Origin of the sequence: Synechocystis sp. PCC 7509 (genome assembly GCF_000332075.2) — a bacterium.
Taxonomy (GTDB): Bacteria; Cyanobacteriota; Cyanobacteriia; order Cyanobacteriales; family Chroococcidiopsidaceae; genus Aliterella.
Window position 1 is genome coordinate 3,794,316 of record NZ_ALVU02000001.1, and the last position, 22,945, is coordinate 3,817,260.

22 protein-coding genes are annotated in these 22,945 nt (G+C 41.1%); 12 read left to right on the forward strand and 10 right to left on the reverse strand.

Annotated features, from left to right (window positions below; genetic code table 11):
• Positions 1-29 precede the first annotated feature (29 nt).
• Positions 30-1,616: a S8 family serine peptidase gene (locus SYN7509_RS0219090; RefSeq protein WP_009631082.1), complete on the reverse strand. Its 1,587-nt coding sequence runs from the start codon at positions 1,614-1,616 to the stop codon at positions 30-32.
• 119 nt (positions 1,617-1,735) lie between these two features.
• On the opposite strand from SYN7509_RS0219090, the gene rpe reads away from it, so the two are divergent.
• Entirely contained in the window at positions 1,736-2,443 is a 708-nt protein-coding gene (gene rpe, locus SYN7509_RS0219095) for a ribulose-phosphate 3-epimerase (RefSeq protein ID WP_009631081.1), read from the forward strand.
• Positions 2,444-2,559: 116 nt separating this feature from the next.
• Here the strand turns inward: rpe and SYN7509_RS0219100 are convergent, their stop codons facing one another.
• From SYN7509_RS0219100 to SYN7509_RS0219110, 3 genes are all read right to left on the reverse strand, one after another.
• Positions 2,560-3,087: a hypothetical protein gene (locus tag SYN7509_RS0219100; RefSeq protein WP_009631080.1), complete on the reverse strand. Its 528-nt coding sequence runs from the start codon at positions 3,085-3,087 to the stop codon at positions 2,560-2,562.
• A gap of 80 nt (positions 3,088-3,167) precedes the next feature.
• Positions 3,168-3,614, reverse strand: coding sequence for a hypothetical protein (locus SYN7509_RS0219105; RefSeq protein ID WP_227501512.1), 447 nt, complete (start codon positions 3,612-3,614; stop codon positions 3,168-3,170).
• Positions 3,615-3,703: 89 nt separating this feature from the next.
• The gene (locus tag SYN7509_RS0219110) at positions 3,704-3,886 is read right to left on the reverse strand and encodes a CsbD family protein (RefSeq protein ID WP_009631078.1); all 183 of its coding nucleotides are present in this window, start codon (positions 3,884-3,886) and stop codon (positions 3,704-3,706) included.
• 210 nt (positions 3,887-4,096) lie between these two features.
• Between SYN7509_RS0219110 and uvrB the strand changes: the two genes are divergently transcribed.
• Positions 4,097-6,103, forward strand: coding sequence for an excinuclease ABC subunit UvrB (gene uvrB, locus SYN7509_RS0219115; protein ID WP_009631077.1), 2,007 nt, complete (start codon positions 4,097-4,099; stop codon positions 6,101-6,103).
• Between the two features lie 43 nt (positions 6,104-6,146).
• On the opposite strand, the gene ppc is transcribed toward uvrB, so the two are convergent.
• Both ppc and SYN7509_RS0219125 read right to left on the reverse strand, forming a co-directional pair.
• A complete protein-coding gene (gene ppc / locus SYN7509_RS0219120) occupies positions 6,147-9,158 on the reverse strand; it encodes a phosphoenolpyruvate carboxylase (RefSeq protein WP_009631076.1) in 3,012 nt (1,003 codons plus the stop codon).
• 108 nt (positions 9,159-9,266) lie between these two features.
• A complete protein-coding gene (locus SYN7509_RS0219125) occupies positions 9,267-9,497 on the reverse strand; it encodes a hypothetical protein (protein WP_009631075.1) in 231 nt (76 codons plus the stop codon).
• A 228-nt stretch (positions 9,498-9,725) separates the two neighbouring features.
• Between SYN7509_RS0219125 and SYN7509_RS0219130 the strand changes: the two genes are divergently transcribed.
• The 4 genes from SYN7509_RS0219130 (at position 9,726) to SYN7509_RS0219145 (ending at position 12,571) form a co-directional block, all read left to right on the forward strand.
• A complete protein-coding gene (locus tag SYN7509_RS0219130) occupies positions 9,726-10,094 on the forward strand; it encodes an STAS domain-containing protein (protein WP_028954440.1) in 369 nt (122 codons plus the stop codon).
• 285 nt (positions 10,095-10,379) lie between these two features.
• Entirely contained in the window at positions 10,380-10,784 is a 405-nt protein-coding gene (locus SYN7509_RS0219135) for a Mini-ribonuclease 3 (RefSeq protein ID WP_084610747.1), read from the forward strand.
• Positions 10,785-10,959: 175 nt separating this feature from the next.
• Positions 10,960-12,207 carry a 23S rRNA (guanosine(2251)-2'-O)-methyltransferase RlmB gene (gene rlmB / locus SYN7509_RS26445; protein ID WP_071994169.1) on the forward strand — a complete coding sequence of 416 codons (1,248 nt, stop codon included), beginning with the start codon at positions 10,960-10,962 and terminating at the stop codon, positions 12,205-12,207.
• A 67-nt stretch (positions 12,208-12,274) separates the two neighbouring features.
• Positions 12,275-12,571 carry a DUF1816 domain-containing protein gene (locus SYN7509_RS0219145; RefSeq protein ID WP_009631193.1) on the forward strand — a complete coding sequence of 99 codons (297 nt, stop codon included), beginning with the start codon at positions 12,275-12,277 and terminating at the stop codon, positions 12,569-12,571.
• Positions 12,572-12,601: 30 nt separating this feature from the next.
• On the opposite strand, the gene SYN7509_RS0219150 is transcribed toward SYN7509_RS0219145, so the two are convergent.
• Positions 12,602-13,432 carry an alpha/beta fold hydrolase gene (locus SYN7509_RS0219150; RefSeq protein WP_227501513.1) on the reverse strand — a complete coding sequence of 277 codons (831 nt, stop codon included), beginning with the start codon at positions 13,430-13,432 and terminating at the stop codon, positions 12,602-12,604.
• 5 nt (positions 13,433-13,437) lie between these two features.
• Positions 13,438-14,013 (reverse strand): Uma2 family endonuclease, encoded by a 576-nt coding sequence (locus tag SYN7509_RS0219155; protein ID WP_009631195.1) that lies wholly within the window; start codon positions 14,011-14,013, stop codon positions 13,438-13,440.
• A 102-nt stretch (positions 14,014-14,115) separates the two neighbouring features.
• On the opposite strand from SYN7509_RS0219155, the gene gatA reads away from it, so the two are divergent.
• From gatA to SYN7509_RS0219180, 5 genes are read left to right on the forward strand one after another with little or no spacing between them, the layout of a single operon-like run.
• Positions 14,116-15,567: an Asp-tRNA(Asn)/Glu-tRNA(Gln) amidotransferase subunit GatA gene (gene gatA / locus SYN7509_RS0219160; protein ID WP_009631196.1), complete on the forward strand. Its 1,452-nt coding sequence runs from the start codon at positions 14,116-14,118 to the stop codon at positions 15,565-15,567.
• 44 nt (positions 15,568-15,611) lie between these two features.
• Positions 15,612-16,475 carry an alpha/beta hydrolase gene (locus SYN7509_RS0219165; protein ID WP_009631197.1) on the forward strand — a complete coding sequence of 288 codons (864 nt, stop codon included), beginning with the start codon at positions 15,612-15,614 and terminating at the stop codon, positions 16,473-16,475.
• 32 nt (positions 16,476-16,507) lie between these two features.
• The gene (locus SYN7509_RS0219170; RefSeq protein ID WP_009631198.1) at positions 16,508-16,771 is read left to right on the forward strand and encodes a BrnT family toxin; all 264 of its coding nucleotides are present in this window, start codon (positions 16,508-16,510) and stop codon (positions 16,769-16,771) included.
• Between the two features lie 2 nt (positions 16,772-16,773).
• Positions 16,774-17,028 (forward strand): BrnA antitoxin family protein, encoded by a 255-nt coding sequence (locus tag SYN7509_RS0219175; protein WP_009631199.1) that lies wholly within the window; start codon positions 16,774-16,776, stop codon positions 17,026-17,028.
• 24 nt (positions 17,029-17,052) lie between these two features.
• Positions 17,053-20,619: a DNA polymerase III subunit alpha gene (locus SYN7509_RS0219180; RefSeq protein WP_009631200.1), complete on the forward strand. Its 3,567-nt coding sequence runs from the start codon at positions 17,053-17,055 to the stop codon at positions 20,617-20,619.
• A gap of 10 nt (positions 20,620-20,629) precedes the next feature.
• Here SYN7509_RS0219180 and SYN7509_RS0219185 read toward each other — a convergent pair whose 3' ends face one another.
• A complete protein-coding gene (locus SYN7509_RS0219185; RefSeq protein WP_009631201.1) occupies positions 20,630-20,827 on the reverse strand; it encodes a hypothetical protein in 198 nt (65 codons plus the stop codon).
• Positions 20,820-21,485 carry a zeta toxin family protein gene (locus SYN7509_RS0219190; RefSeq protein WP_227501569.1) on the reverse strand — a complete coding sequence of 222 codons (666 nt, stop codon included), beginning with the start codon at positions 21,483-21,485 and terminating at the stop codon, positions 20,820-20,822. The genes SYN7509_RS0219185 and SYN7509_RS0219190 overlap by 8 nt, the downstream gene beginning before the upstream one ends.
• On the opposite strand from SYN7509_RS0219190, the gene SYN7509_RS0219195 reads away from it, so the two are divergent.
• Positions 21,476-22,930 carry a hypothetical protein gene (locus SYN7509_RS0219195; protein WP_009631203.1) on the forward strand — a complete coding sequence of 485 codons (1,455 nt, stop codon included), beginning with the start codon at positions 21,476-21,478 and terminating at the stop codon, positions 22,928-22,930. The genes SYN7509_RS0219190 and SYN7509_RS0219195 overlap by 10 nt on opposite strands.
• Positions 22,931-22,945 lie beyond the last annotated feature (15 nt).

The following is a 22,945-nucleotide window of genomic DNA, read 5'->3' on the forward strand; positions in this document are numbered from 1 at the left end:
ACAAGATAATTACCAATTACCAATTACCCTTACGGAGTCCACCAAGCGAGAGCATAAGGCTGAGTCGCTTCATTGACTTTCTGGGAATATTGGACGCGGATTTTATATTTTCCGGTAGTGGGAACAGGGCAAAAAATATGTTCTACACTATCAACTTCGCTAATAGATGTACAAATACTACTAGGTGCGTTGTTGGATTCGGTGCTAACGAGAAATAAGTCTAAGTTATTTAAACCGCGATCGCGAAATTTCTCGCCCACATCATACTGCTGATTTTTGTTGGTGTCGTTTAACTCAATTAAGCGATTCCAAACTAAAGTCACCGATACAAAACTACCTTGACTTAAAGCTTTAGCTAAAATGTATTCTTGGGCTGAATTGGCGCTAACAGAACTGTAATCCCAACCAATCGCCGGGATAATTGTCTTCGGTTTCCATTCTCCCGGACTAAATTGCTGAAAGGCACGAAAAGCATTTAGTTGTCCAGTTCCCATTTGCGCGTGTAAGGGAATTTTAGGATCGCTATAAGCATCCGACGCAGTCCAATCTTGATTTTGCTTATCAATAATTGTCTTAGTCATTCCTAAACGCCAAGAATTAACTGAGTTTTCTTGGACTTTGTCGGCAGAATTTAGCATTACAGCTTTCATTACTTCTTGGCGACGAGCCGCTAAACTCCAATTATTGGTTTTAGAACGCAATTGTCTATCAGCATATTCTTGTAAAAGAGCCACCGTTGCTGTGACGTGAGGAGCAGCAAAGCTTGTACCCGTTACTTTTGTCAACTTCCCACTGGTATTGAGTAACGAAATATTACTTCCTGGTGCAAGTAAACCAATAGCGCGGCGAATGCCAAGATTGACTTCTTTGCCGTTTAATCGTCCTGCTAACCCGACTTTTGTATCACTTAAATTAGAAACATCTACTTTATTAAAAATTCCGTTTCTGCGGCTGCTAAAAGCGACATTAATACCGTTGTAATTGTCTGTAGGTATAGGAATACCCCCTTTACCCTGATTGCCAGCGATCGCATACAAAACGTTGTGAAACCGACTAGACCAGTCTATACACTGAGTCAATAAAGCATTGCCATCCAAACGAGCATTAGCGCGCGGATCTCGTTCTAAGGTTTCTCCAAAACTAAAATTTATCGCTCTCACATCGCCGCTATTTTGCATTGCTACGTGCTGCGCGGATAAGCATTCCTCTGGTTGACCGCCAGTTTTAAGAGAACCCACCGCCGCCGAATACAGCCTAGCTCCTGGTGCTACACCACGAATAGCTTTATCAGCGCTAATCATGACACTAGCAACATTTTCGGCGTGGGGATCTAAGTTTGTATTTGCTTTAGCTGGGCGATCGCGCAAAAATACTCCAGCAAGGGTAACGGCTCTATTTCCCGATGCGGCTTTATCTAAACCGTACTGTCCAGGACGACCGATTTCTACTTGTCCAATACTAATTTTTCGCCCAATTAAATCATAGGGAGCTTGGTGCAAGCGCAAAGCATCAATCCCTGACTCGCCCGTTGATGTAGTAGTTTGTAAAGCCAAAACTGGACTATCAAAAGCGATCGCACTTAGTCCCCCAATTGTCCACGCCAGTTGTTTTATCATCTGCTGTCAAAAAAAGCTTTTGCACCCAAGCACTTAATTTTAGTTGTTTTTGGATTATGGATAGCAATGTCGCCCAATGTTAAAATGTTTAACAATTGAGGACTTAGGAGAACTAATCTATGACTAATACGCCGTCGCCCAAGCCGATTGTAATTGCTCCATCTATCCTATCTGCTGATTTTAGCCGTTTGGGGGATGAAATTCGGGCTATTGATGCCGCCGGAGCCGATTGGATTCACGTTGATGTCATGGATGGTCGATTTGTCCCCAATATTACCATTGGGCCATTAATCGTTGAAGCTATTCGTCCCATTACCCAAAAACCTCTAGATGTCCACTTAATGATTGTCGAACCGGAAAAGTATGTAGCAGATTTTGCCAAAGCGGGAGCAGATCATATTTACGTTCACGCCGAACACAATGCGTCTCCTCATTTACACAGAACTTTGGGACAAATCAAAGAACTTGGTAAAAAAGCTGGTGTGGTACTTAACCCCGGTTCGCCGCTAGAGTTGATTGAGTACGTTCTGGAATTATGCGATTTAGTTTTAATTATGAGCGTCAACCCTGGTTTTGGCGGTCAAAGTTTTATTCCTGGCGTACTTCCCAAAATTCGCAAACTCCGCGCTATGTGTGACGAGCGCGGCTTAGATCCTTGGATTGAAGTAGATGGGGGTCTAAAGATCAATAATACTTGGCAAGTAATAGAAGCGGGAGCAAATGCGATCGTTGCAGGTTCGGCGGTATTTAATGCACCCGATTACGCGGAAGCAATTAAGGGGATTCGTAATAGCAAGCGTCCTACACCAGAACTTGCAACCGTTTAAAACTTAGAAATCTATAATATTAAGTCCGCCAAGAGTTAAACTTTTGGCGGACTTAATTGTTTATTTTAAGCTTACTGATGGCGGCATACTTTGTATGCAAGCATAGCATGGGGACTCTATTGATGGCGGCGATCGCCTAACCATTTTGCTGCTGCTATTCCGACTACCGCAGCTACTAAAGGATTGCTCAAAAACTTAATTACACCAGGCTTTTCGGCTAATACTTCTTGAAAAATATCGGGGTGGCTATGATAAGCAAAAGATGCCAGCTTTGTTACGTCGTCTACATTCATTTTGCTGGCGTGATGAGTAGAAAGACCTAATTGCTGCTCTAGAGCGCGATCTTTTAGTCCTCTTTTTTCCAAATGCTTGAAGAAGGCTCTAGCAACATCATCGCGTTCGTTTGGTTTGATTTGAGAAAGCGCTTTTTGTAGTTCTGGCTCTAACTGTCCGGGGGGAATGCGATCGTGATGCAGTGATTGTCCGAATAGTTGACGACGTTCTTCGGTAGATGAACGATTTGCAAAGTCGTCAAAATTTTCGTATTGCAACTCCGAACCCATGTCCGCATCGCCTAGACTTTCTGTATTTCCTTGTGCCAAATCGTTCATGATTTGACGTTTATATTGGTCGCTACTACTCATTTAATTTATGCTCCTCTTTTAAAACTAATTTGCTTTTCAACTGCGTATTTTTGTCGGCTGTGATAAAAATCGATACCGATTTATTTGTATTCAACCTGATTGGATTGAACGTCGTACTTTGCAGTCAAAATCAATTTTTTATCTGGGGCGTACATCAAAACTGTTAAGTCTTGATTGGGGAAGTTTTTATGAAAACCTTGAGCTAAAGATTTTGCTAAAGGTTTTACTTCTGCGGGGCTAACTTGCGGTGTAACTACAACTCCTAATTTGTTGTTGTCACGCACATAAGCGTCTTTGATTAATCCTTTACTTTTACTAATAACCCAGTTACCAAAGTCTTGCCCGCCCGTGCTATTTCCTCTTTCTATTTGCCCGTAGTTACTGCTGTTGCTAACGGATGGTAAAGTTGGTTGCTTTGCTTGTACTGCGCCACTGCAAGCAACGGTTGTTGTTAACATCAATACTAAAACTAAGGCGGTTAAAATTCGGCGTAGTTGCTGAATCATGCTGAATTGAATTTGTTTCAAGTTTTACTTTATTTAGAGCAGAATATTATGTCAATATTCTGCTCATAGTTGTTTAGACGGTTAGATTTGTGCTAAGATTTATCTACTGATTAGTCGAGCTTTTCTTTAACTTTATCTTTTACGTCTTCTATACCGTGACGTACTTCGCTCTCGGCTTGCTTGGCTTTACCTGCGGCTTTATCTTCTGGGTCACCAGTAACATTACCCAAAGCTTCTTGAGCCTTACCTTCTATGTTTTTAGCAGCAGCTTTAGCTCTATCTTCTATGCTCATAATATTCTCCTAGGCAGTCTATTAAATAACTTCAAAACTAATTTGAAGTTAAGTTGTTATCTGTAAACAATCTATCTAGTTTTTGAAGTAATAGACTTCTGCCAGAAGACATATTAGGTATCTATACAAAAAGATGTAAAAGGGTAAAAGTGGTGCTTAGTATCAAGTTGAGATTAATGTTAATAAAAGTAAAGTTATAAAAAAGTAATTATGGTAAATAATAACTCGTTTGAACTCCACGCACCCTTTGTCCCAACAGGGGATCAACCAAAAGCGATCGCCCAATTAACAGCAAATATTCAAGCGGGAAAACGCTATCAAACCTTATTAGGGGCGACGGGTACAGGGAAAACCTTTAGTGTTGCGTCAGTAATTGAAAAAATTGGCAAACCTACTTTAGTTTTAGCGCACAACAAAACCTTAGCCGCCCAACTATGCAACGAATTGCGCGAATTTTTCCCAGAAAACGCCGTTGAGTATTTTGTCAGTTATTACGACTACTACCAGCCAGAAGCTTATATTCCTGTTACCGATACCTACATAGAAAAAACCGCCTCAATCAACGATGAAATAGATATGCTGCGTCACTCAGCAACGCGGAGTCTTTTTGAACGCCGAGATGCGATCGTTGTAGCATCAATTAGCTGCATTTATGGTTTGGGTACGCCAAGAGAGTATTTAAAAGCAGCTATTCCTTTACAAATAGGCAGGGAAGTTAATCAAAGAGAACTATTGCGCGACTTAGTTACCGTACAATACCGCCGCAACGATTTAGAAATGAGCCGGGGGAAGTTTAGGGTACGGGGGGACGTTTTAGAAATTGTCCCAGCTTACGACGATCGCATTGTCAGAGTAGAATTTTTTGGCGACGTAGTAGAGGCGATTCGCTACGTCGATCCAGTAACAGGCGAAATTCTTAAAAGCATAGAAGCAATTAATATCTATCCAGCAAGGCACTTTGTTACCCCCGAAGAAAGGCTAGAAGGAGCTTGCGAAGCCATACAGCAAGAATTAAAAGACCGAAAACTTCAATTAGAAGCCGAAGGCAAATTATTAGAAGCGCAACGCATAGATCAGCGCACCCGTTACGACTTAGAAATGCTGCGGGAAGTTGGATACTGTAACGGGGTCGAGAACTACTCAAGGCATTTAGCCGGACGCAGCCCTGGAGAGCCGCCAGAGTGCTTGGTTGACTACTTTCCTGATGATTGGCTGTTAGTAGTGGATGAGTCTCACGTCACCATCCCGCAAACGCGGGCAATGTACAATGGCGATCGCGCTCGCAAAAATGTATTAATCGAGCATGGTTTTCGTTTACCTAGCGCCGCCGACAATCGCCCCCTAAAAGCCGATGAATTTTGGCAAAAAGTCAATCAATGTATCTTTGTGTCTGCAACTCCTGGAGAATGGGAGTTAGAGCTATCAGAAGATCGCGTTGTGCAACAGATAATTCGCCCAACGGGGGTAATCGATCCAGAAATTTTTGTCCGTCCCACTGAGGGACAAGTAGACGACTTATTAGGGGAAATCAAAGATCGCGTTGACAAGCGCGAACGAGTGCTAGTGACGACTTTAACTAAGCGCATGGCGGAAGACTTGACCGAATACCTGCAAGATCGGGGGGTAAGAGTGCGCTATCTGCATTCAGAAATTAATTCAATTCAAAGGATCGAAATCTTGCAGGAATTGCGAGAAGCGGTTTTTGATGTTTTGGTAGGTGTGAACTTATTGCGGGAAGGTTTAGACTTGCCGGAAGTATCGCTCGTAGCGATTTTAGATGCCGATAAAGAAGGCTTTTTACGGGCAACGCGATCGCTAATTCAAACTATTGGCAGAGCAGCGCGTCACGTAAGCGGACAAGCAATTATGTACGCCGACAACCTTACCGATAGCATGGCAAGAGCCATTGAAGAAACGGAACGGCGCAGAGAAATCCAAATTGCTTACAACCAAAAGCACAATATTACGCCCAAGTCGATTATCAAAAGATCCTCTAACTCAATCTTGTCATTTTTAGAAGTATCGCGGCGACTAAATGCCCAAGAATTAGAGATAGTTGACGAACAAGTAGATGATTTACCCTTAGATAAATTACCTGACTTAATCGTGCAATTAGAAGCCCAGATGAAAGACTCGGCTAAAAACCTAGAATTTGAAGAAGCCGCCAAATTTCGCGATCGCATTAAACGCCTGCGAGACAAGTTATTAGGGCATTAGACAATATTTGTAGAGACGTTGCACTGCAACGTCTCTACAGGTTTTAACCAGTATTTCGCATTCCCGCCGCAATGCCATTAATAGTTAGCAAAGCACCTCTAAGCAATTCTCCTTTGCTGTAACGAGAATGAATCACGCCAGAAGTTGTACTACCCGATTGACGCAGGCGCTTGAGCAAAGATACTTGTAAAAAGCCCAAGGGTACAATCGTGCCATTTCGCAATTGTACCGACCTTTGCAACACCGGATCGCCATCCAAAAGCCGCTTGTGGGCAGTAATGGTCAATATTAAATCGCGAGTTAGGTAATACTCGTTAGCAATTTGTTCAAAAACCCTTTCTAGACGGGCTTTGTCTTCTGGGTGTGACAACTCCTCTACATAATGCTGCGCCATTTGGATATCTACTTTGGCTAGAGTCATTTCTACTTTAGAAATCACCATTTTAAAAAATGGCCATTTCATATAAAAACACCGCAGCAATTTAATATGATCTTCGGGTTTTTCTTGCACAAACTCTTGCAAAGCCGTACCCACACCATACCAAGAAGGTAATAAAAAGCGAGTTTGCGTCCAGCTAAATACCCAAGGAATTGCTCTTAAACCACTTATATCTTTATTCCCTGACTGACGACGAGCCGGACGAGAACTAATTTGCAACTGGCTAATTTCGCCAATTGGGGTTACTTGGTGGAAAAAGTCGATAAAGTCTGGTTGCTCGTAAATTAAGTTGCGATAATGAGAACGCGATCGCGCTGATAATTCCTCCATAATCTCATTCCAAGGCTGGATATTATCAAACCCCGTCCGCAATAAACTTGCTTGAATTACCGCCGTTGCGATCGTCTCCAAATTATAAAGCGCTAACTGGGGCAGCGAATATTTAGAAGCTAATACTTCTCCTTGTTCGGTAATTTTGATGCGCCCATTAATACTATTACCCGGTTGCGCCAAAATCGCCTCGTAAGCTGGCCCTCCACCGCGTCCTACCGAGCCACCGCGCCCGTGAAAAATTCGTAAGTGTACGTTATAGTCTTCGGCAATTTTTTGGAGTTCTTTTTGCGCTTTATGGATTTCCCAGTTACTACTTAAAAAGCCTGAATCTTTGTTGCTGTCGGAGTAGCCTAGCATTACTTCTTGTAAGTCAAAACTAGATTTCTCCTTTGAGGCATAACCACCAGCTAATAAAGCTCGATAAGATGGCATCTCAAACAGTTTTTTCATTACCGATGGAGCGCGTTGTAAGTCTTCCACCGTTTCAAATAACGGCACTACTTGCAGCGTCCCGGTGGCTGTACCAGGGTCAAATAAACCGGCTTCTTTGGCTAGTAATAACACTTCCAGCAAGTCACTTAATTCTCGGCTCATGCTGATAATGTAAGTCTGACAAATACTAGCGCCAAACTCTTGTTGTAGGCTTCGTACTACGCGAAAAGTTTGGATTAATTCGTTTGTTACAGGGGAAAAGGGCAATTCTGTTGGTATTAAGGGACGGCGAGTTTGTAATTCGCTCGATAGCCAAATAACTCGCTCGGCTTCTGACAAGTCGTGGTAAGGGCGGGGTAATATTTGCAGATATTCTAAAATTTCATTGAGCGCCTCTGCATGGCGGGAAGATTCTTGACGAATATCTAAATGTGCAAGGGTAAACCCGTAAATTTCTACTTGACTAATCAAGTTTTCTAATTCTCGGCAAGTAATGCCCGTTTCTTTGAGATTGCTTTGAATTAACCGCAAGTCTGTTAAAAAATCGTCGGTAGAATGATAAATTCCTTTAGCATCAATAGCTATTACTTTTTGAGTTAAGTCTGTAATAGACAAACTAGCATTGCGATCGCGCGTATTTTCTAGTCTTTTTAGGATATAGCACAGTTTCAATCTGTAAGGTTCTTGACGATAACGCAAAGCTTGCGCCTCGTAAACCTCGTTCATCTGCGATTGTTCTTGCTCTAACGATTCCAATAAGTCGGGCAAAACATCGCTCAAATGCAACGACAAACTCAATAAATCTGTAAGGCGTTTAACAGATTTGATATATTTTTCTAGTACCATCTGCCTTTGATAACAGGCGGTTTGCCAAGTCACTTCCGGCGTTACCGAAGGGTTGCCATCGCGGTCAGATCCTACCCACGAACCAAACTTACAAAAATTTTTGCTGGGCGGATTTAAACGCGGAAAGCTTTGAGCAATCGAGTGTTTGAGGCTTTGATACAATTTTGGGATTTCATCAAACAACACCTCTTGGAAGTAGTGCAAAGCATACTCCACTTCGTCCAAAACTGCGGGCTTAAATTGGTGCAACTCATCGGTACGCCACCACAGGCGGATTTCTTCAGTTAACTGTTCTTTTAATTCCGCCGCTTCCCAAGAACTCGCCTCGTCAACAATTGCTTTACCTTCTTCTAATTGGTCGAGTTGCTGAAACAATTTCGCCATTCGGCGTTGCTTGTCACGAATCGTATGGCGAACAATTTCTGTTGGGTGCGCTGTAAATACTAATTGAATGTCTAGTTGATTAATTAAGTTTTGAATATGCTGGGGTGGCACATTCATATTGAGCAAGTAAGGAAACAATGTCTGAAATGTACGGGGGTTTTGAGGTTCATTATGAAGAGCTTGCCAGTTTTTTTCTAATAAATCTGCTCCCACCCCTCCATTGACAAACTGCGGTTCTTCTGATATTGAGTCAAGTAAAATCTGTTGAGATTTTTGGGGAAAACGGCTCAGGAGTTGTTGACGCTGTTCGTAATGCTGCTCAACAATATTAATTAGCTGGAAATACAAAGCAAAGGCACGAGCGGCGCGAATTGCTTCATTAAAATCTAGTTGGGAAATTAACTTAGTTACCGATGACGCTTCATCGCTGTTGGCTTGTCCTTCCGGGGAACACAAATCGCGCAGTTGTCCTAAAAGATTGACTAATTCTTGACCGCATTCTTGGCGAATTACTGATTCCCACAAATCCTCTACTATTTGGAGGCGATCGCGCAAGAATAGATCGATAGGGGAAATCGTGACACCTAATACTTCATCAGACGAGTGGAGGAGCGAACTCATAAGTATTTATTCGGGTAAAGCCGGGAATAATCTAATAATTTTAGGGTCTAATTCTAATTAAAGTCGTTTCACAAGCAACAAAATTTTGTTCGCACTTGTGAAAGGGAGCTATTTCTCTTCATTTTTCTCAGGAAAAGGCAAAATAGGCAATAACTCGCCTCTAAAAACTTCAACGCTGGCCGCAGAAATCGCTTTTAGAGTCGGGGATAAAGCCTTACTCGCTACCAGCGCCACTAATACAGGTACGGTAGCTATTTGCAATAAGGTACTATTGGCGATCGTTAGTAAACCCAAGTTTAAGCCATCTTGGGGCGATGGTTGGAAACGAGAATTAGACATTGTTAATTTTAGTAAATAACTTTAGCGAGTAATTGATTTAAGAGTCGCAATAATTTTGTTCTACTCTTAAAGTTAGTTTAGCGTTCTTAACACTCACACACCGCACAAAGTTTGTTTTTATCTTTTGCTCTACTGCCGTTAGGTCTGTCCTGGAACGGTAGACAATAGCTGGAAAAAGAACTTATACTTGAGCCTCAACTTTATCAATAACACCGAGAGGAAAGCATTATCGCTGAACCACTAAACCTAACTGTTAGCCTAAGAGGTACTCGTGAAGTCCAGGATAACTACCAGCTATTCCGCCTCACAGGTTTATTAGATGCTTTTTCCGAACCAACATTTCGCAAGGTTATCGGCAAATATATAGAAGAAGGGCCAATACATATTATTTTGGATCTTTCTCAAATTGATTTTGTTGATAGTTCTGGCTTAGGCGCTTTAGTGCAACTTGCAAAACTTGCTCAAAGTGCCGGAGGTACATCGCAAATTGTCACTAATGCCCGTGTTACTCAAACAGTGAAGCTGGTACGCTTAGAACAATTTTTGTCTCTACGCCCTAGTGTAGATATAGCTTTAGAAAATACTAAGCAAGCCTAAGACGTTGTAGTAGAAGCCTTGTAATCCGCTATCCGATTGCCAAATCTGGATAGCTTAATTTTTGTATGTTTAGTGTAAAGATAACTATATTTGTCCACCAATATGAGGGGATCGAGCATAATGGTCAAAGATTGCTACTAGAGGTAAAACATTAAATAAATAGCTAAATTATGTAAGTATTATTGCCCACCCAAAAGTTGATAGAGGAATAAATAAGCTGTGACGGAGGAGGAAAAGTGCTTAGTTCAAGAGCCAATAGTATTGGCAGCCCAATCTTTGCAAAAGATGGCGAACTTGATATCAATGAATCCTACTCAAATCCAACAAGTTTCTCCCGCAGCGTTAGCTTATATTGGTGATGCGGTATACGAGCTTTATATTAGAGCCAACTACTTGTTGCCACCAAAAACTGCTCACGCCTATCACCAATTGGTAGTAGCTCAGGTACGCGCTGAAACTCAAGCATTACAACTAGCATCTTTAGTTACTTGTTTAACTGCTACAGAACTCGAAATTGTCCGCCGGGGTCGCAATGCGGCTAATCGCCCCCCAAAACGAGTTGATGCCGAAATCTATGGACAGGCTACTAGCCTAGAAGCCTTAATTGGTTATCTTTATTTGACAAATTTCCCGCGCTTGAGTCAATTGTTGCAAAAACTCAACCTGCTTGAACCTGAAGTAAAAAAATGAAAGCTCTAAAATCTATTTGCTAAAGTATTTTTAGAGATAAAGTTAAGCAAATATTAAAATTTAACAATATATATCTAAAGATTAGGTAAATCAATCTTTAGATACAAAAATAAATTTTGGATTTCGATAAACTACTACTGATTCGGCTTGCCAGAATCTAAATTAACAAAAACAAATGGCTGACAAACCTTATAAAAAAATAGTGCTTGGTAAACCGTATCAAGGTAAACCAAAAAATACGAGTAACAATGGATCTAAACCCGTTTTAAAAAATCCAATAGATAATAATGGTTATGCTACAGAGCATCCAAAAAAATCGCTGAAAAGCTTTAGAGTCAGCTTGCCTAAAGTTGGACAACCTAAAAGCGATCGCCCCAGAGAAGACCGTTATTCCAGCGATCGCCCCAGAGAAGACCGTTATTCAAGTGCCAAAAGCGATCGCCCCAGAGAAGACCGTTATTCCAGTGATCGCCCCAGAGAAGACCGTTATTCCAGCGATCGCCCCAGAGAAGACCGTTATTCAAGTGCCAAAAGCGATCGCCCTAGAGAAGACCGTTATTCCAGCGATCGCCCTAGAGAAGACCGTTACAATAACAACGAAGATCGCTACAAACCTTCTCTACCTTTAGCCTCTGAAAGTGGAGAAGAAGAAAGCGATTTGCTCTACGGTCGTCATACCGTACTAACAGCCTTAGAAAACGAGCGTTCCCTTCATCGGCTATGGATTACATCGCGCCTGCGTTACGATCCCCGATTTCTTTCTTTGATTGCTCAAGCGAAGGAAAACGGCACAGTTGTTGATGAAGTTGAACCCAAACGATTAGATCAAATTACTAATCGCGCCAACCATCAAGGGATTGCGGCTCAAATTGCTCCGTACAGTTACAGCGAACTTGGCTCACTAATTGAAAAAGCCAAGTCAAGCTCCGAGCAGCCAGTAATTATTGTTGCTGACAGTATCAACGATCCGCATAACTTAGGGGCAATTATCCGTACTGCTGAAGCAATTGGCGCTCAAGGCTTGGTAATTCCACAAAGGAGGGCTGTAGGAATTACTTCTACAGTCATGAAAGTTGCCGCCGGAGCTTTGGAAACCTTTGCTGTTGCTAGGGTGGTAAACCTGAGCCGAGCCTTGGAAGAATTAAAAACTGCGGGTTTTTGGATTTATGGTACAGCAGCAACCGGAAGTCAGCCAGTACATACCGTACAGTTTAGCGGTGCGATCGTTCTAGTAGTTGGCTCGGAAGGCGAAGGCTTAAGCTTGTTGACTCAACGTTGTTGTGATGTATTAGTGTCAATTCCTCTTACTGGAAACACGCCTAGCTTGAATGCTTCGGTAGCTACAGGTATGGCTTTGTATGAAATTTATCGCCAACGATGGGGAACTAAACTTCATTTAGACAAATTGAAAAAAGAAGCGTAAAACAGTTTGTAAGTTACTACCGACAGAGATTTAGACAATACCCTGTAAACAGCAGTAGAGCAAAAACATGAAGAATATTTGGCACGATCTCAAAGAAATTTTAACTAACTTTTTCCAAGGCTTAGGCTGGGCATGGTGGGTAGAAGTTGTTACCCAAAATCCCCGTTGTACTTATTACTTTGGTCCATTTTTGAGCATTAATGAAGCAAGAACTGCAATTAATGGTTATGTAGAAGACTTAGAACAAGAAGGTGCGACAGAAATAAACTTACAAGTCAAACGATGCAAACCTCAATCCTTAACAATTGCCGAGGACTTGGGAGAAAAAAGAGAGCGCTACACCAAACCAGCTTTTAATAACTAGAGGAATTTTCAGCCGGGGCATAATTTGCCCCTATTTTATGACTTGGGGATGAGCCGCAAGCCAAGTTTCGATATCACGATTCATCTGCTGGGGTATTTCCCAGGGGAATAAATGGGCGGTGTTGGGGTAACATTGCCACTGACAGTTTTTAAGATGTTGGGCAGTTTCTAAGCTAGAGGCGGCGGTAATATGTCGGTCTTCTGACCCCGCCAGCATCAAGCACGGAACTTGAATATGCTCTAGAGCTTCTAAACGGTTGTAACCAGCTTTGAGGGCATTATTAAGCGCACTGTGAGCCGCCGGGGAAGTTTGCAAAAAAGCTGACATGGCATCGGAGGCAAGATAGCGGTAGGTATCACTTGTATGTTGTTGGACGAGGTAGCGGTAAAGGGACTTTTTGCCAAAATTATCAATATTCCATTGCCAGCTAGGTTGAATTTGGTTGATTATGGAAGCGATCGCCGTAAATAAGTTATCTTGCAAGCTAACGGGGGGATGGCTACCTCTTGGACGTGCCGCCGTAGCAATTAAAATTAATCCTGTCACTCGTTCGGGCAACTTTAAGGCTAATTCCATTGCTAAAATGCCACCTAAAGACCAGCCCAGGATAAGACATTTTTCAATTTCTAAGCGGTCTAGTAGCGCCTCTAAGTCAATTAAATGGTCTTGCATGACGAAATTGCCCTGAAACCTACTTTTGCCATAACCGCGCAAGTCAGGAGAAACCGTTTTAAATCTTTGAGACAAGTTTTGCGTAAACACTGACATACTACTTCCCGATCCTGGATGTCCGTGCAAGCAAAGAATTGGGAAACCTTGCCCTTGAATGTAAGTATTAAGTTGGTGTGGTTTAGATGTCACGTAAATTAAGCCCAAATCTCTTGTAAATCTAGCTCAAAACCCGGCAGTACATCTTCTCCAGAAAGAGAGTTAAGAGCGTTTTTAACTTCTACTGTTTGATTAGGGCGATAGATTTCTACTTGGCTTTCGGGATCGATTAACCAGCCTAAGATCGCGCCATTGTCTAAGTATTCTTGCATTTTGCTTTGTACATCAGTTAGGCGATCGCACTGAGAACATAATTCCGCTACAAAATTGGGACAAATAGGCGCAAATTTACGCTTTTGAGCAGTATTTAGGCTATCCCAACGCTCTTGTTTTATCCACGAAAGATCGGGAGAACGAATCGCACCGTTAGGGAGCGTAAAACCCGCCGAAGAATCAAAGCCTACACCCAGACGATTTTGCCGATTCCATAGCCACAACTGCCCATTCAACTCACAATTTTGCCTACCTGTATCGCTTCCGGCGGGTAACATAATTACTAATTCTCCGGTAGCAGTGCGTTCAAATCTTAAATCTCGGTTAGATTGACAAATCTGCTCAAAGCGCTCGTCGGTAAGTTCTATAGCGGAGTGGAGATTTAGAGTTAAGGCAGTCATAGCATTTATGGGATTGACTTAGTATTAAACCTAGCAACTTTTCAAGGCGTTGGAAGATGCGATCGCCTATACTAAATTGACTTGTATTAAAAACGCGCTTTTATGGCATCCATCCGCGAGTTGCACCAGCAGCTAGTTAATAAAGAACGCTCTGCTGTCGAAATTACCCAAGAAACTTTAAACCGCATTGCAGCCTTAGAACCCAAACTACATAGCTTTTTGTGTGTCACGGCGGAGCAAGCATTATCTCAAGCAAAAGCCGTTGATGCCAAAATTGCAGCCAAAGAGGACATTGGCTTATTAGCTGGAATTCCTATCGGCATTAAAGACAATATGTGTACTAAAGGCATTCCCACAACTTGCGCCTCAAAAATGTTGGAACACTTTGTACCGCCTTACGAATCTACAGTAACTCAACTCCTCGCCGAGGCGGGTGCGGTAATGGTGGGTAAAACTAACCTTGATGAGTTTGCAATGGGAAGTTCTACCGAAAATTCTGCTTATCAAGTTACCGCCAATCCTTGGGATCTAACCCGCGTCCCTGGGGGGTCTTCTGGGGGTTCTGCCGCCGCCGTAGCCGCCGATGAATGTACCGTATCCATTGGATCGGATACGGGGGGTTCTATCCGCTTGCCTGCCTCTTTTTGTGGGGTTGTGGGGATGAAACCAACTTATGGTTTAGTTTCGCGGTTTGGTTTGGTGGCTTTTGGTTCGTCATTAGATCAAATTGGCCCTTTTGGACGCAGTGTTGAAGATACGGCAATATTGTTAAAGGCGATCGCATCTTACGATCCCAAAGACTCTACAAGCTTAAAAGTAGAGATCCCCGACTATACCCAATCTCTAAAAACCGACCTCAAAAACCTCAAAATCGGCATCATTAAGGAAACTTTTGGCGAAGGTTTAGATCCCGTAGTTGCGGAAGCCGTAAATAAAGCCATTGAACAACTTAAACAATTAGGCGCAGAAATCAAAGAGATTTCTTGTCCTCGTTTTCGCTACGGTTTACCCAGCTATTACATTATTGCGCCTTCAGAAGTATCGGCAAACTTAGCTCGTTACGACGGCGTTAAATACGGCTTGCGGACTTCCAATCCCGAAAACCTGTTATCAATGTACACTCGCACTCGCGCCGAAGGTTTTGGTACAGAAGTCAAACGGCGGATTATGCTTGGAACTTATACGTTATCGGCGGGGTATTACGACGCTTACTATCTCAAAGCGCAAAAAGTCCGCACTTTAATTAAGCAAGACTTTGAAAAAGCTTTTGCAGAAGTAGATGTATTAGTATCTCCCACCGCGCCAACTACAGCCTTTAAAGCTGGCGAAAGAAATGCCGATCCTATGAGTATGTATTTGACCGATTTAATGACTATTCCCGTAAATTTGGCGGGTTTGCCTGGTTTAAGCTTACCTTGCGGCTTTGATAACGATGGTTTACCGATTGGATTGCAGCTAATAAGTAACGTCTTACGCGAAGATCAATTGTTTCATGTTGCCTACGCTTACGAACAATCTACTGAGTGGAAAAACCATACACCACAATTAACTTAAGCTGTGTTATGTAAGGGGTAATCAGCAAAAATTCCCCCTTCATCATGCGGAAAAAACCTTTATTGAAGTTGCTATTGGGTACGGGGGTTGTATTTGCGATCGCTTATTTAGCTGCTTGTACCTACTTATTTCGCCAGCAAGGGCGTTTTATCTTCTTTCCTTCCTCGGTGATTGAAACTACTCCCAAAGCCTTTAACCTTGATTTTCAAGAGGTATGGCTACCTGTAAATACTGCTTCCGGGAAGGTAGAAAAAATACATGGTTGGTGGATTCCCGCTACTACCACCAAGGCTAAAACTTTACTTTACTTGCATGGTAATGGGATAAATATCGGTGCAAATGCGGAGCATACTAATCGCTTTCATCAGATGGGTTTTGCAGTATTAATTATAGATTATCGGGGTTATGGGCTTAGTGAGGGTAGTTTTCCAAACGAAGAAAGTGTCTATCAAGATGCAACGACAGCTTGGGATTATTTAGTTAAACAGAGACAAATTTCGCCCAATAATATTATTTTATACGGGCATTCTTTGGGAGGTGCGATCGCCATTAATTTAGCCACTCAGCACCCCGAAGCCGCCGGATTAATTGTCAATAGTTCCTTTACTTCTATTGCAGACGTTGTTAATAGTGGCGGTCAATTTAGATTATTTCCTGTAGAGTTAATTCTCAATCAGCGCTTTGAATCTATAAAAAAAATCAAGCTTCTGCAAATGCCAGTTTTATTTATTCATGGTACAGATGATACTGTAGTTCCTTTTAATATGAGCAAACAATTGTATGCTGCTGCACCTCAACCGAAGCAACTATTTATAGTTCCCAATGCTGGACACAATAACACTGCACAAATTGCCGGGTTAAAATACTTTGAAACTGTAAAAAAGTTTGTTAGCCAAATAGTTAAGTAGTGCGATCGCGCTTTTGTGCATACAATGTATGTATGCTATATCAATGGGACAACAACAAAGCTGAGACAAATCGTCTAAAACACGGTGTTGACTTTGCTGATGCTGTTTCGGTGTTTGCTGATGATGCAGCAATTACTGTCATGGATGATTATCCTGATGAAGAAAGATTTGCCACTATGGGTATAGATACACTTGGGAGAATTCTTGTAGTAATTTACACTTGGCGTAGCAACGATATCAGATTAATCTCCGCACGAAAAGCAACTCGCTCTGAACGCCGACAGTATGAGGATTAAAAATGACACAAGAGTATGATTTTAGTAAAGGAAAACGCGGTGCGATCGATCCAGCTACTTCTGGTAAAACACGCATTACAATTCGTTTAGATGATGACATTTTAGAATGGTTCCGCAATCAAGTACACGCTTTAGGTGGTGGAAATTACCAAACTTTGATTAATAAAGCCTTGCGCGAATATATGCACAATAGCAAAGAGCCTTTAGAAGAAATTCTGCGCCGAGTAGTGCGCGAAGAATTACACAAATTAAACTAAATCTCACAACTATTTAATAAACCTATGTCTTTTGTTGGTTTACACATTCACAGCGATTACAGCTTGCTTGATGGCGCAAGTCAACTACCTGCACTGGTAGATAGAGCGATTGAATTAGACATGAAAGCGATCGCACTTACAGATCACGGTGTCATGTATGGGGCAATTGAACTAATTAAAGTTTGTCGTAGTAGAAATGTCAAGCCAATTATTGGCAACGAAATGTATGTAATGAACGGCGATATTGAAAATAAAGATCGTCGTAAAATTCCTAAATATCATCAAGTTGTTTTAGCAAAAAATACTCAAGGCTACAAAAATTTAGTTAAATTAACAACTATTTCTCACCTCAAAGGAATGCAAGGAAGCGGTATTTTTGCCCGTCCTTGTATTAATAAAGAATTACTTAAACAATACCATGAAGGTTTAATTGTCACCAGCGCTTGTTTAGGCGGCGAAATACCTCAAGCAATTCTTGCTGGAAGATTAGATGTAGCGCGGAAAGTAGCCAAAGAATATAAAGATATATTTGCAGATGATTATTACTTAGAAATTCAAGATCATGGTTCACCAGAAGATCGAATTGTAAATGTAGAAATTATTAAAATTGCTCGTGAATTAGATATTAAATTTATTGCAACTAACGACTCGCATTTTGTGTCTTGCTACGACGTAGAAGCACACGACGCATTGCTATGTATTCAAACTAAAAAGCTAATTAGTGAAGACAAGCGGATGCGTTATAGCGGTACAGAGTATCTCAAATCCGCTCAAGAAATGAGAGAGTTGTTTAGAGATCATCTACCCGAAGACGTAATTAATGAAGCGATCGCAACTACTGTAGAAATTGCCGAAAAAGTCGAACCTTATCATCTTATGGGTGAATCGCGTATTCCTAATTATGAAGTTCCGGCGGGACATACGGCGGACACTTATTTAGAATACGTGACTTGGCAAGGATTATTACAAAGATTTAACCGCAAATCTCCCCAGGAAATTGAGCCAGTTTATCGAGAAAGGCTAGATTACGAACTAAAAATGATGCAGCAAATGGGTTTTGCTACTTACTTTTTGGTGGTGTGGGATTACATCAAATACGCTAGAGATAATGGTATTCCTGTAGGACCAGGTAGAGGTTCAGCCGCAGGTTCTTTAGTTGCTTACGCGCTGCGAATTACTAATATCGATCCCGTACATCATGGGTTATTATTTGAGCGTTTTTTGAACCCCGAACGTAAATCAATGCCAGATATTGATACAGATTTTTGCATTGAAAAACGCGGGGAAGTAATAGAATATGTAACAAAAAGATATGGTGCGGATAAAGTTGCTCAAATTATTACTTTTAACCGCTTAACGTCAAAATCTGTACTCAAAGATGTAGCAAGAGTATTAGATATTCCTTACGGCGAATCGGACAAAATGGCAAAGTTAATTCCTGTAGTTAGAGGGAAGCCAACTAAGTTAGCGGTAATGATTTCTGATGCTACACCCGCACCAGAATTTAAAGAAAAGTATGACAACGATCCAACAGTACATCATTGGATTGATATGGCAATGCGTGTAGAAGGAACTAATAAAACCTACGGCGTTCACGCTGCTGGAGTTGTGATTTCTTCCGAGCCACTAGATGAAATTGTCCCGTTACAAAAGAATAATGACGGCTCAGTAATTACTCAATACTTCATGGAAGATTTGGAATCTTTAGGATTATTGAAAATGGACTTTTTGGGATTAAGAAATTTAACTTTAATCCAAAAAACCGTCGATTTAATTCAACAAAATCGTCATATTACTATCGATCCTGATGCCTTACCTTTAGAAGAAAGGAGAGTACAAAAAATCCTGGCTAAAGGCGAAGTAAAAAAAATGCCTGATGATGTAAAAAAAACCTACAAAATCTTAGAAGATGGAGAATTAGAAGGTATTTTTCAATTAGAATCTTCAGGAATGCGGCAAATAGTTAGAGATTTGCGTCCTTCTTGTATAGAAGATATTTCTTCTATCTTGGCATTATATCGCCCAGGACCATTAGATGCGGGTTTAATTCCTGAATTTATCGATCGCAAACACGGTAGAGAAAAAATAGAATATAAAACTCCATTGCAAGAGCCAATTTTAGAAGAAACCTATGGAGTTTTAGTCTATCAAGAGCAGATTATGAAACAGGCTCAAGACGTGGCTGGGTATTCTTTGGGACAAGCAGATTTACTTAGACGCGCTATGGGTAAAAAGAAAGGATCGGAGATGCAGAAACATCGAGAAACTTTTGTAGATGGAGCGGCAAAAAATGGTGTAAGACAACAAGTTGCTGAATTTTTGTTTGAGCAAATGGTCAAATTCGCAGAATATTGCTTCAATAAATCCCATTCTACAGCTTATGCTTATGTAACTTATCAAACAAGTTACTTAAAAGCCAACTATCCCGTTGAATATATGGCGGCGCTACTAACATCAAATAGCGGCGACACAGACAAGGTGCAAAAATATATTGCTGCTTGTTTGACAATGAATATTCCCATAGAACAAGTAGATATCAATCGTTCAGTTGTAGACTTTGCGCCGTTAGATACTACAATTTTGTTTGGATTTTGTGCAGTGCGAAATCTTGGATTAGGTGCAAGCGAATGTATTTTAGAAGCAAGAAATAAGGGGGGCGAATTTAAGTCTTTAGCCGATTTATGCGATCGCGTAGATTTGCATACCGTCAGCCGTCGCGCCTTGGAAACCCTAATTTTATGTGGTGGTTTTGACAAAATTGAGCCTAATCGCAATCAATTAATCCACGACTTAGATGTAGTTTTAGATTGGTCAGCTTCTCGCCTTAAAGAACGCGCCAGTGGACAAGTAAACCTCTTTGATTGGAGTGGTTTAGCAAATAATGAGCCAGCAAGTAATAAGTTTGATTCTGTCCCTAAAGCGGCAAAAGTAGCCGATTTTTCTCAACAAGAAAAGCTCAATAAAGAAAAAGAATTACTTGGCTTTTATGTTTCCGATCATCCTTTAAAATCTGTTCGTTCCGCGACGCAGGTTTTAGCACCAATTAATTTAAGTGAATTAGAAGCGCAAAGCAAAAAAGCTTTACTGTGTGCCGTGGTAATGATTAGTAGCATTAAACCAATTACTACCAAAAAAGGCGATCGCATGGCAATTGTGAAGCTTGAAGACTTGACAGGACAAACGGAAGCTGTCGTATTTCCCAGAACCTTTGAGCAAATTGGCTCATTGCTAACGGTCGATGCGCGGCTAATTGTTTGGGGTAAACTCGATCGCAAAGATGACGATACGCTTCAGCTAATTATTGAAAACGCTCAATTAATCGATCAAGTGCAGATGGTAATGGTAGAACTAACTATCGAACAAGCTATAGACACTTCAAAGCAAAACCACTTAAGAAGCATCTTACAAGAGCAATCTGGTGACAAAGACAAAGCCAATACTCCTGTCCTAGCAATCATTACAGCACTAAATAATCGTCAATTAGTCCGTTTTGGTCGTCAGTATTGGGTTCAAAATTGCAATGCTGCGGTACAGTCGCTCACAAATGCAAAGTTTATGGCTTATGCTCAACCTTTAGCTAATTTTACTTAGAAGTCGCTTTCTATTTTGATTCTTGGATTTGGCTTTTATCTGGTTCAAGAGGAGGAATTTGATCGGCGGTTAAGGTAACAACTTTACCATCTTGCCAAATACTAATTGATTGTCCTAGTTTGCGGTGCTTTTCTATAGCTTCAGCGATCGCTAATTTCACGTCAGCATCAATTTTTTGATGTAATTTTGTTAGATATGGCTCATTCATTAATAATTCCTCTGATTTGATTCCAGATTTTAGGTTGATAAATAATTGGTTTTTGTTCAAGTTCACAACCTGCAACTACTTGAGAATTTCCTTTAGAATTATCATATATAACCCAATTATCGCATAGCGGCATATACAACTTAAATAAGTTTTTAACACCTCTTGTATAACGGCGGCGAATGACATCTTCAGGAATATTATGACCGCCGCTTTCTACTCGCCTGCGTACTCGCTCTATTGCTAACTCAGGACTTTGTAACCAAAAGAAAATTAAGTTTATATTGTAGCCTTTTAACTTAAATTTTCTCAAAAAACTAGCAAAATATCTAGCCGCAAGAGTTGTTTCAAAAGCAAAATTAACACCAGAATTAGCAAGAATTTCTAATCTTTCTAACATTAACCTTCCGGCAAGAATAGCAACCGATTCTGGGTTAAACATTGAAATTCCCGCAGCAATTTCATCAGCGTTGACATATTCGATAACTTCTAGAGAATTTGGCAAGACTCTTTTGGCTGTAGTTGTTTTCCCTGAACCATTCGCACCACCAATAACATAAATATTCGGCATTACTAATACTTTCAATAAGTTTTTAGTGAGTAAAGTTAAGAATTGAGTAACATAAGCATATCTTACTAAAAACAATAAAAATGGTAGCATCACAAGAAGCGCGAACCTTGCCAACTTTGCCAGAAATAGTTGATGGATTGCCCAATATTTGCGGATCGGAATCCTTAGTTGAAGCGGTAGTTAAGAACACTCAACCAGTATTTTTACCCACAAGTAATATCAATATTCAAGATGTAAAAGCCACCTTTGCGATCGCATTACATATGCAGCAACCGATAATTCCGGCGGGAAGTAACGGCGAACTAATCAGCAATTTGCAATATATGTTTGAGCATTCCTCGGAAGGCGATAATCATAATGCCGAGCCTTTTGCTCATTGTTACAGCCGCATGGCGGATATGATTTGCGATCTTGTTAGCCGAGGCAAAAATCCGCGCGTAATGTTGGATTATTCCGGCAATTTGCTATGGGGATTGCGGAAAATGGGACGAGGAGATGTGATAGACAATCTTAAACGGATAACGTGCGATCGCACTTATCAGCCTTATGTAGAATGGCTGGGGACAATGTGGAGTCATGCGGTAGTACCTTCTACCCCAATTCCCGATATTAAACTGCATATTCGCGCTTGGCAACATCATTTTGCGGCAATTTTTGGCTGGGAAGCATTAGCACGAGTTAAAGGCTTTTCACCGCCAGAGATGCACTTACCCAACCATCCAGATACTTTATTTGAGTTTGTCAAAGCTTTACTAGACTGCGGCTATCGTTGGGTAATGGTGCAAGAGCATTCCATTGAAACTTTAACCGGACAACCTATACAGCACAAGCATTTACCCCATCGTTTAGTTGCGCGTAATTCTCAAGGGGAAACTCTAAGTATTACAGCTTTAATTAAAACTCAAGGATCGGATACTAAGTTAGTAGCACAGATGCAGCCGTACTATGAAGCAAAAACTCTGTCAAGACAAAACTTAGGCAATGTTTCAGTACCGCCAATAGTTACTCAAATCGGCGATGGTGAAAATGGTGGCGTAATGATGAATGAGTTTCCCGGCGCATTTATGAGAGCTTGGGAAGAAATGGGTAATGATGTTGTAAGCGTTACAGGGACAGAGTATTTAGAATTAATTGAATCAATTGGTTGTACGGCTAATGATTTTCCCCCTTGTCAAGCTATAGGACAACATCAGATTTGGGAAAAAGTACAAGATACACCGGATGGGGTTAATAATGCGATCGCGCAACTAAAACAAGACAACCCAAATTTTCATGTAGATGGCGCTTCTTGGACTAATAACCTGAGTTGGGTAAAAGGTTACGAAAATGTTTTAACTCCCATGAATCAACTTAGCGCCTTGTTTCACGAAAAAGTAGGTCCAACAAATACGCAAGATTTTAACTATCGTCAAGCACTGTTACACAACTTATTACTGCAAACCAGTTGTTTTCGTTATTGGGGACAAGGTGTGTGGACAGATTACGCACGAGAAATTTATCAGCGTGGCGAAAAGATATTGATAGATAATTTTTAACCGAATGTTGTCGTA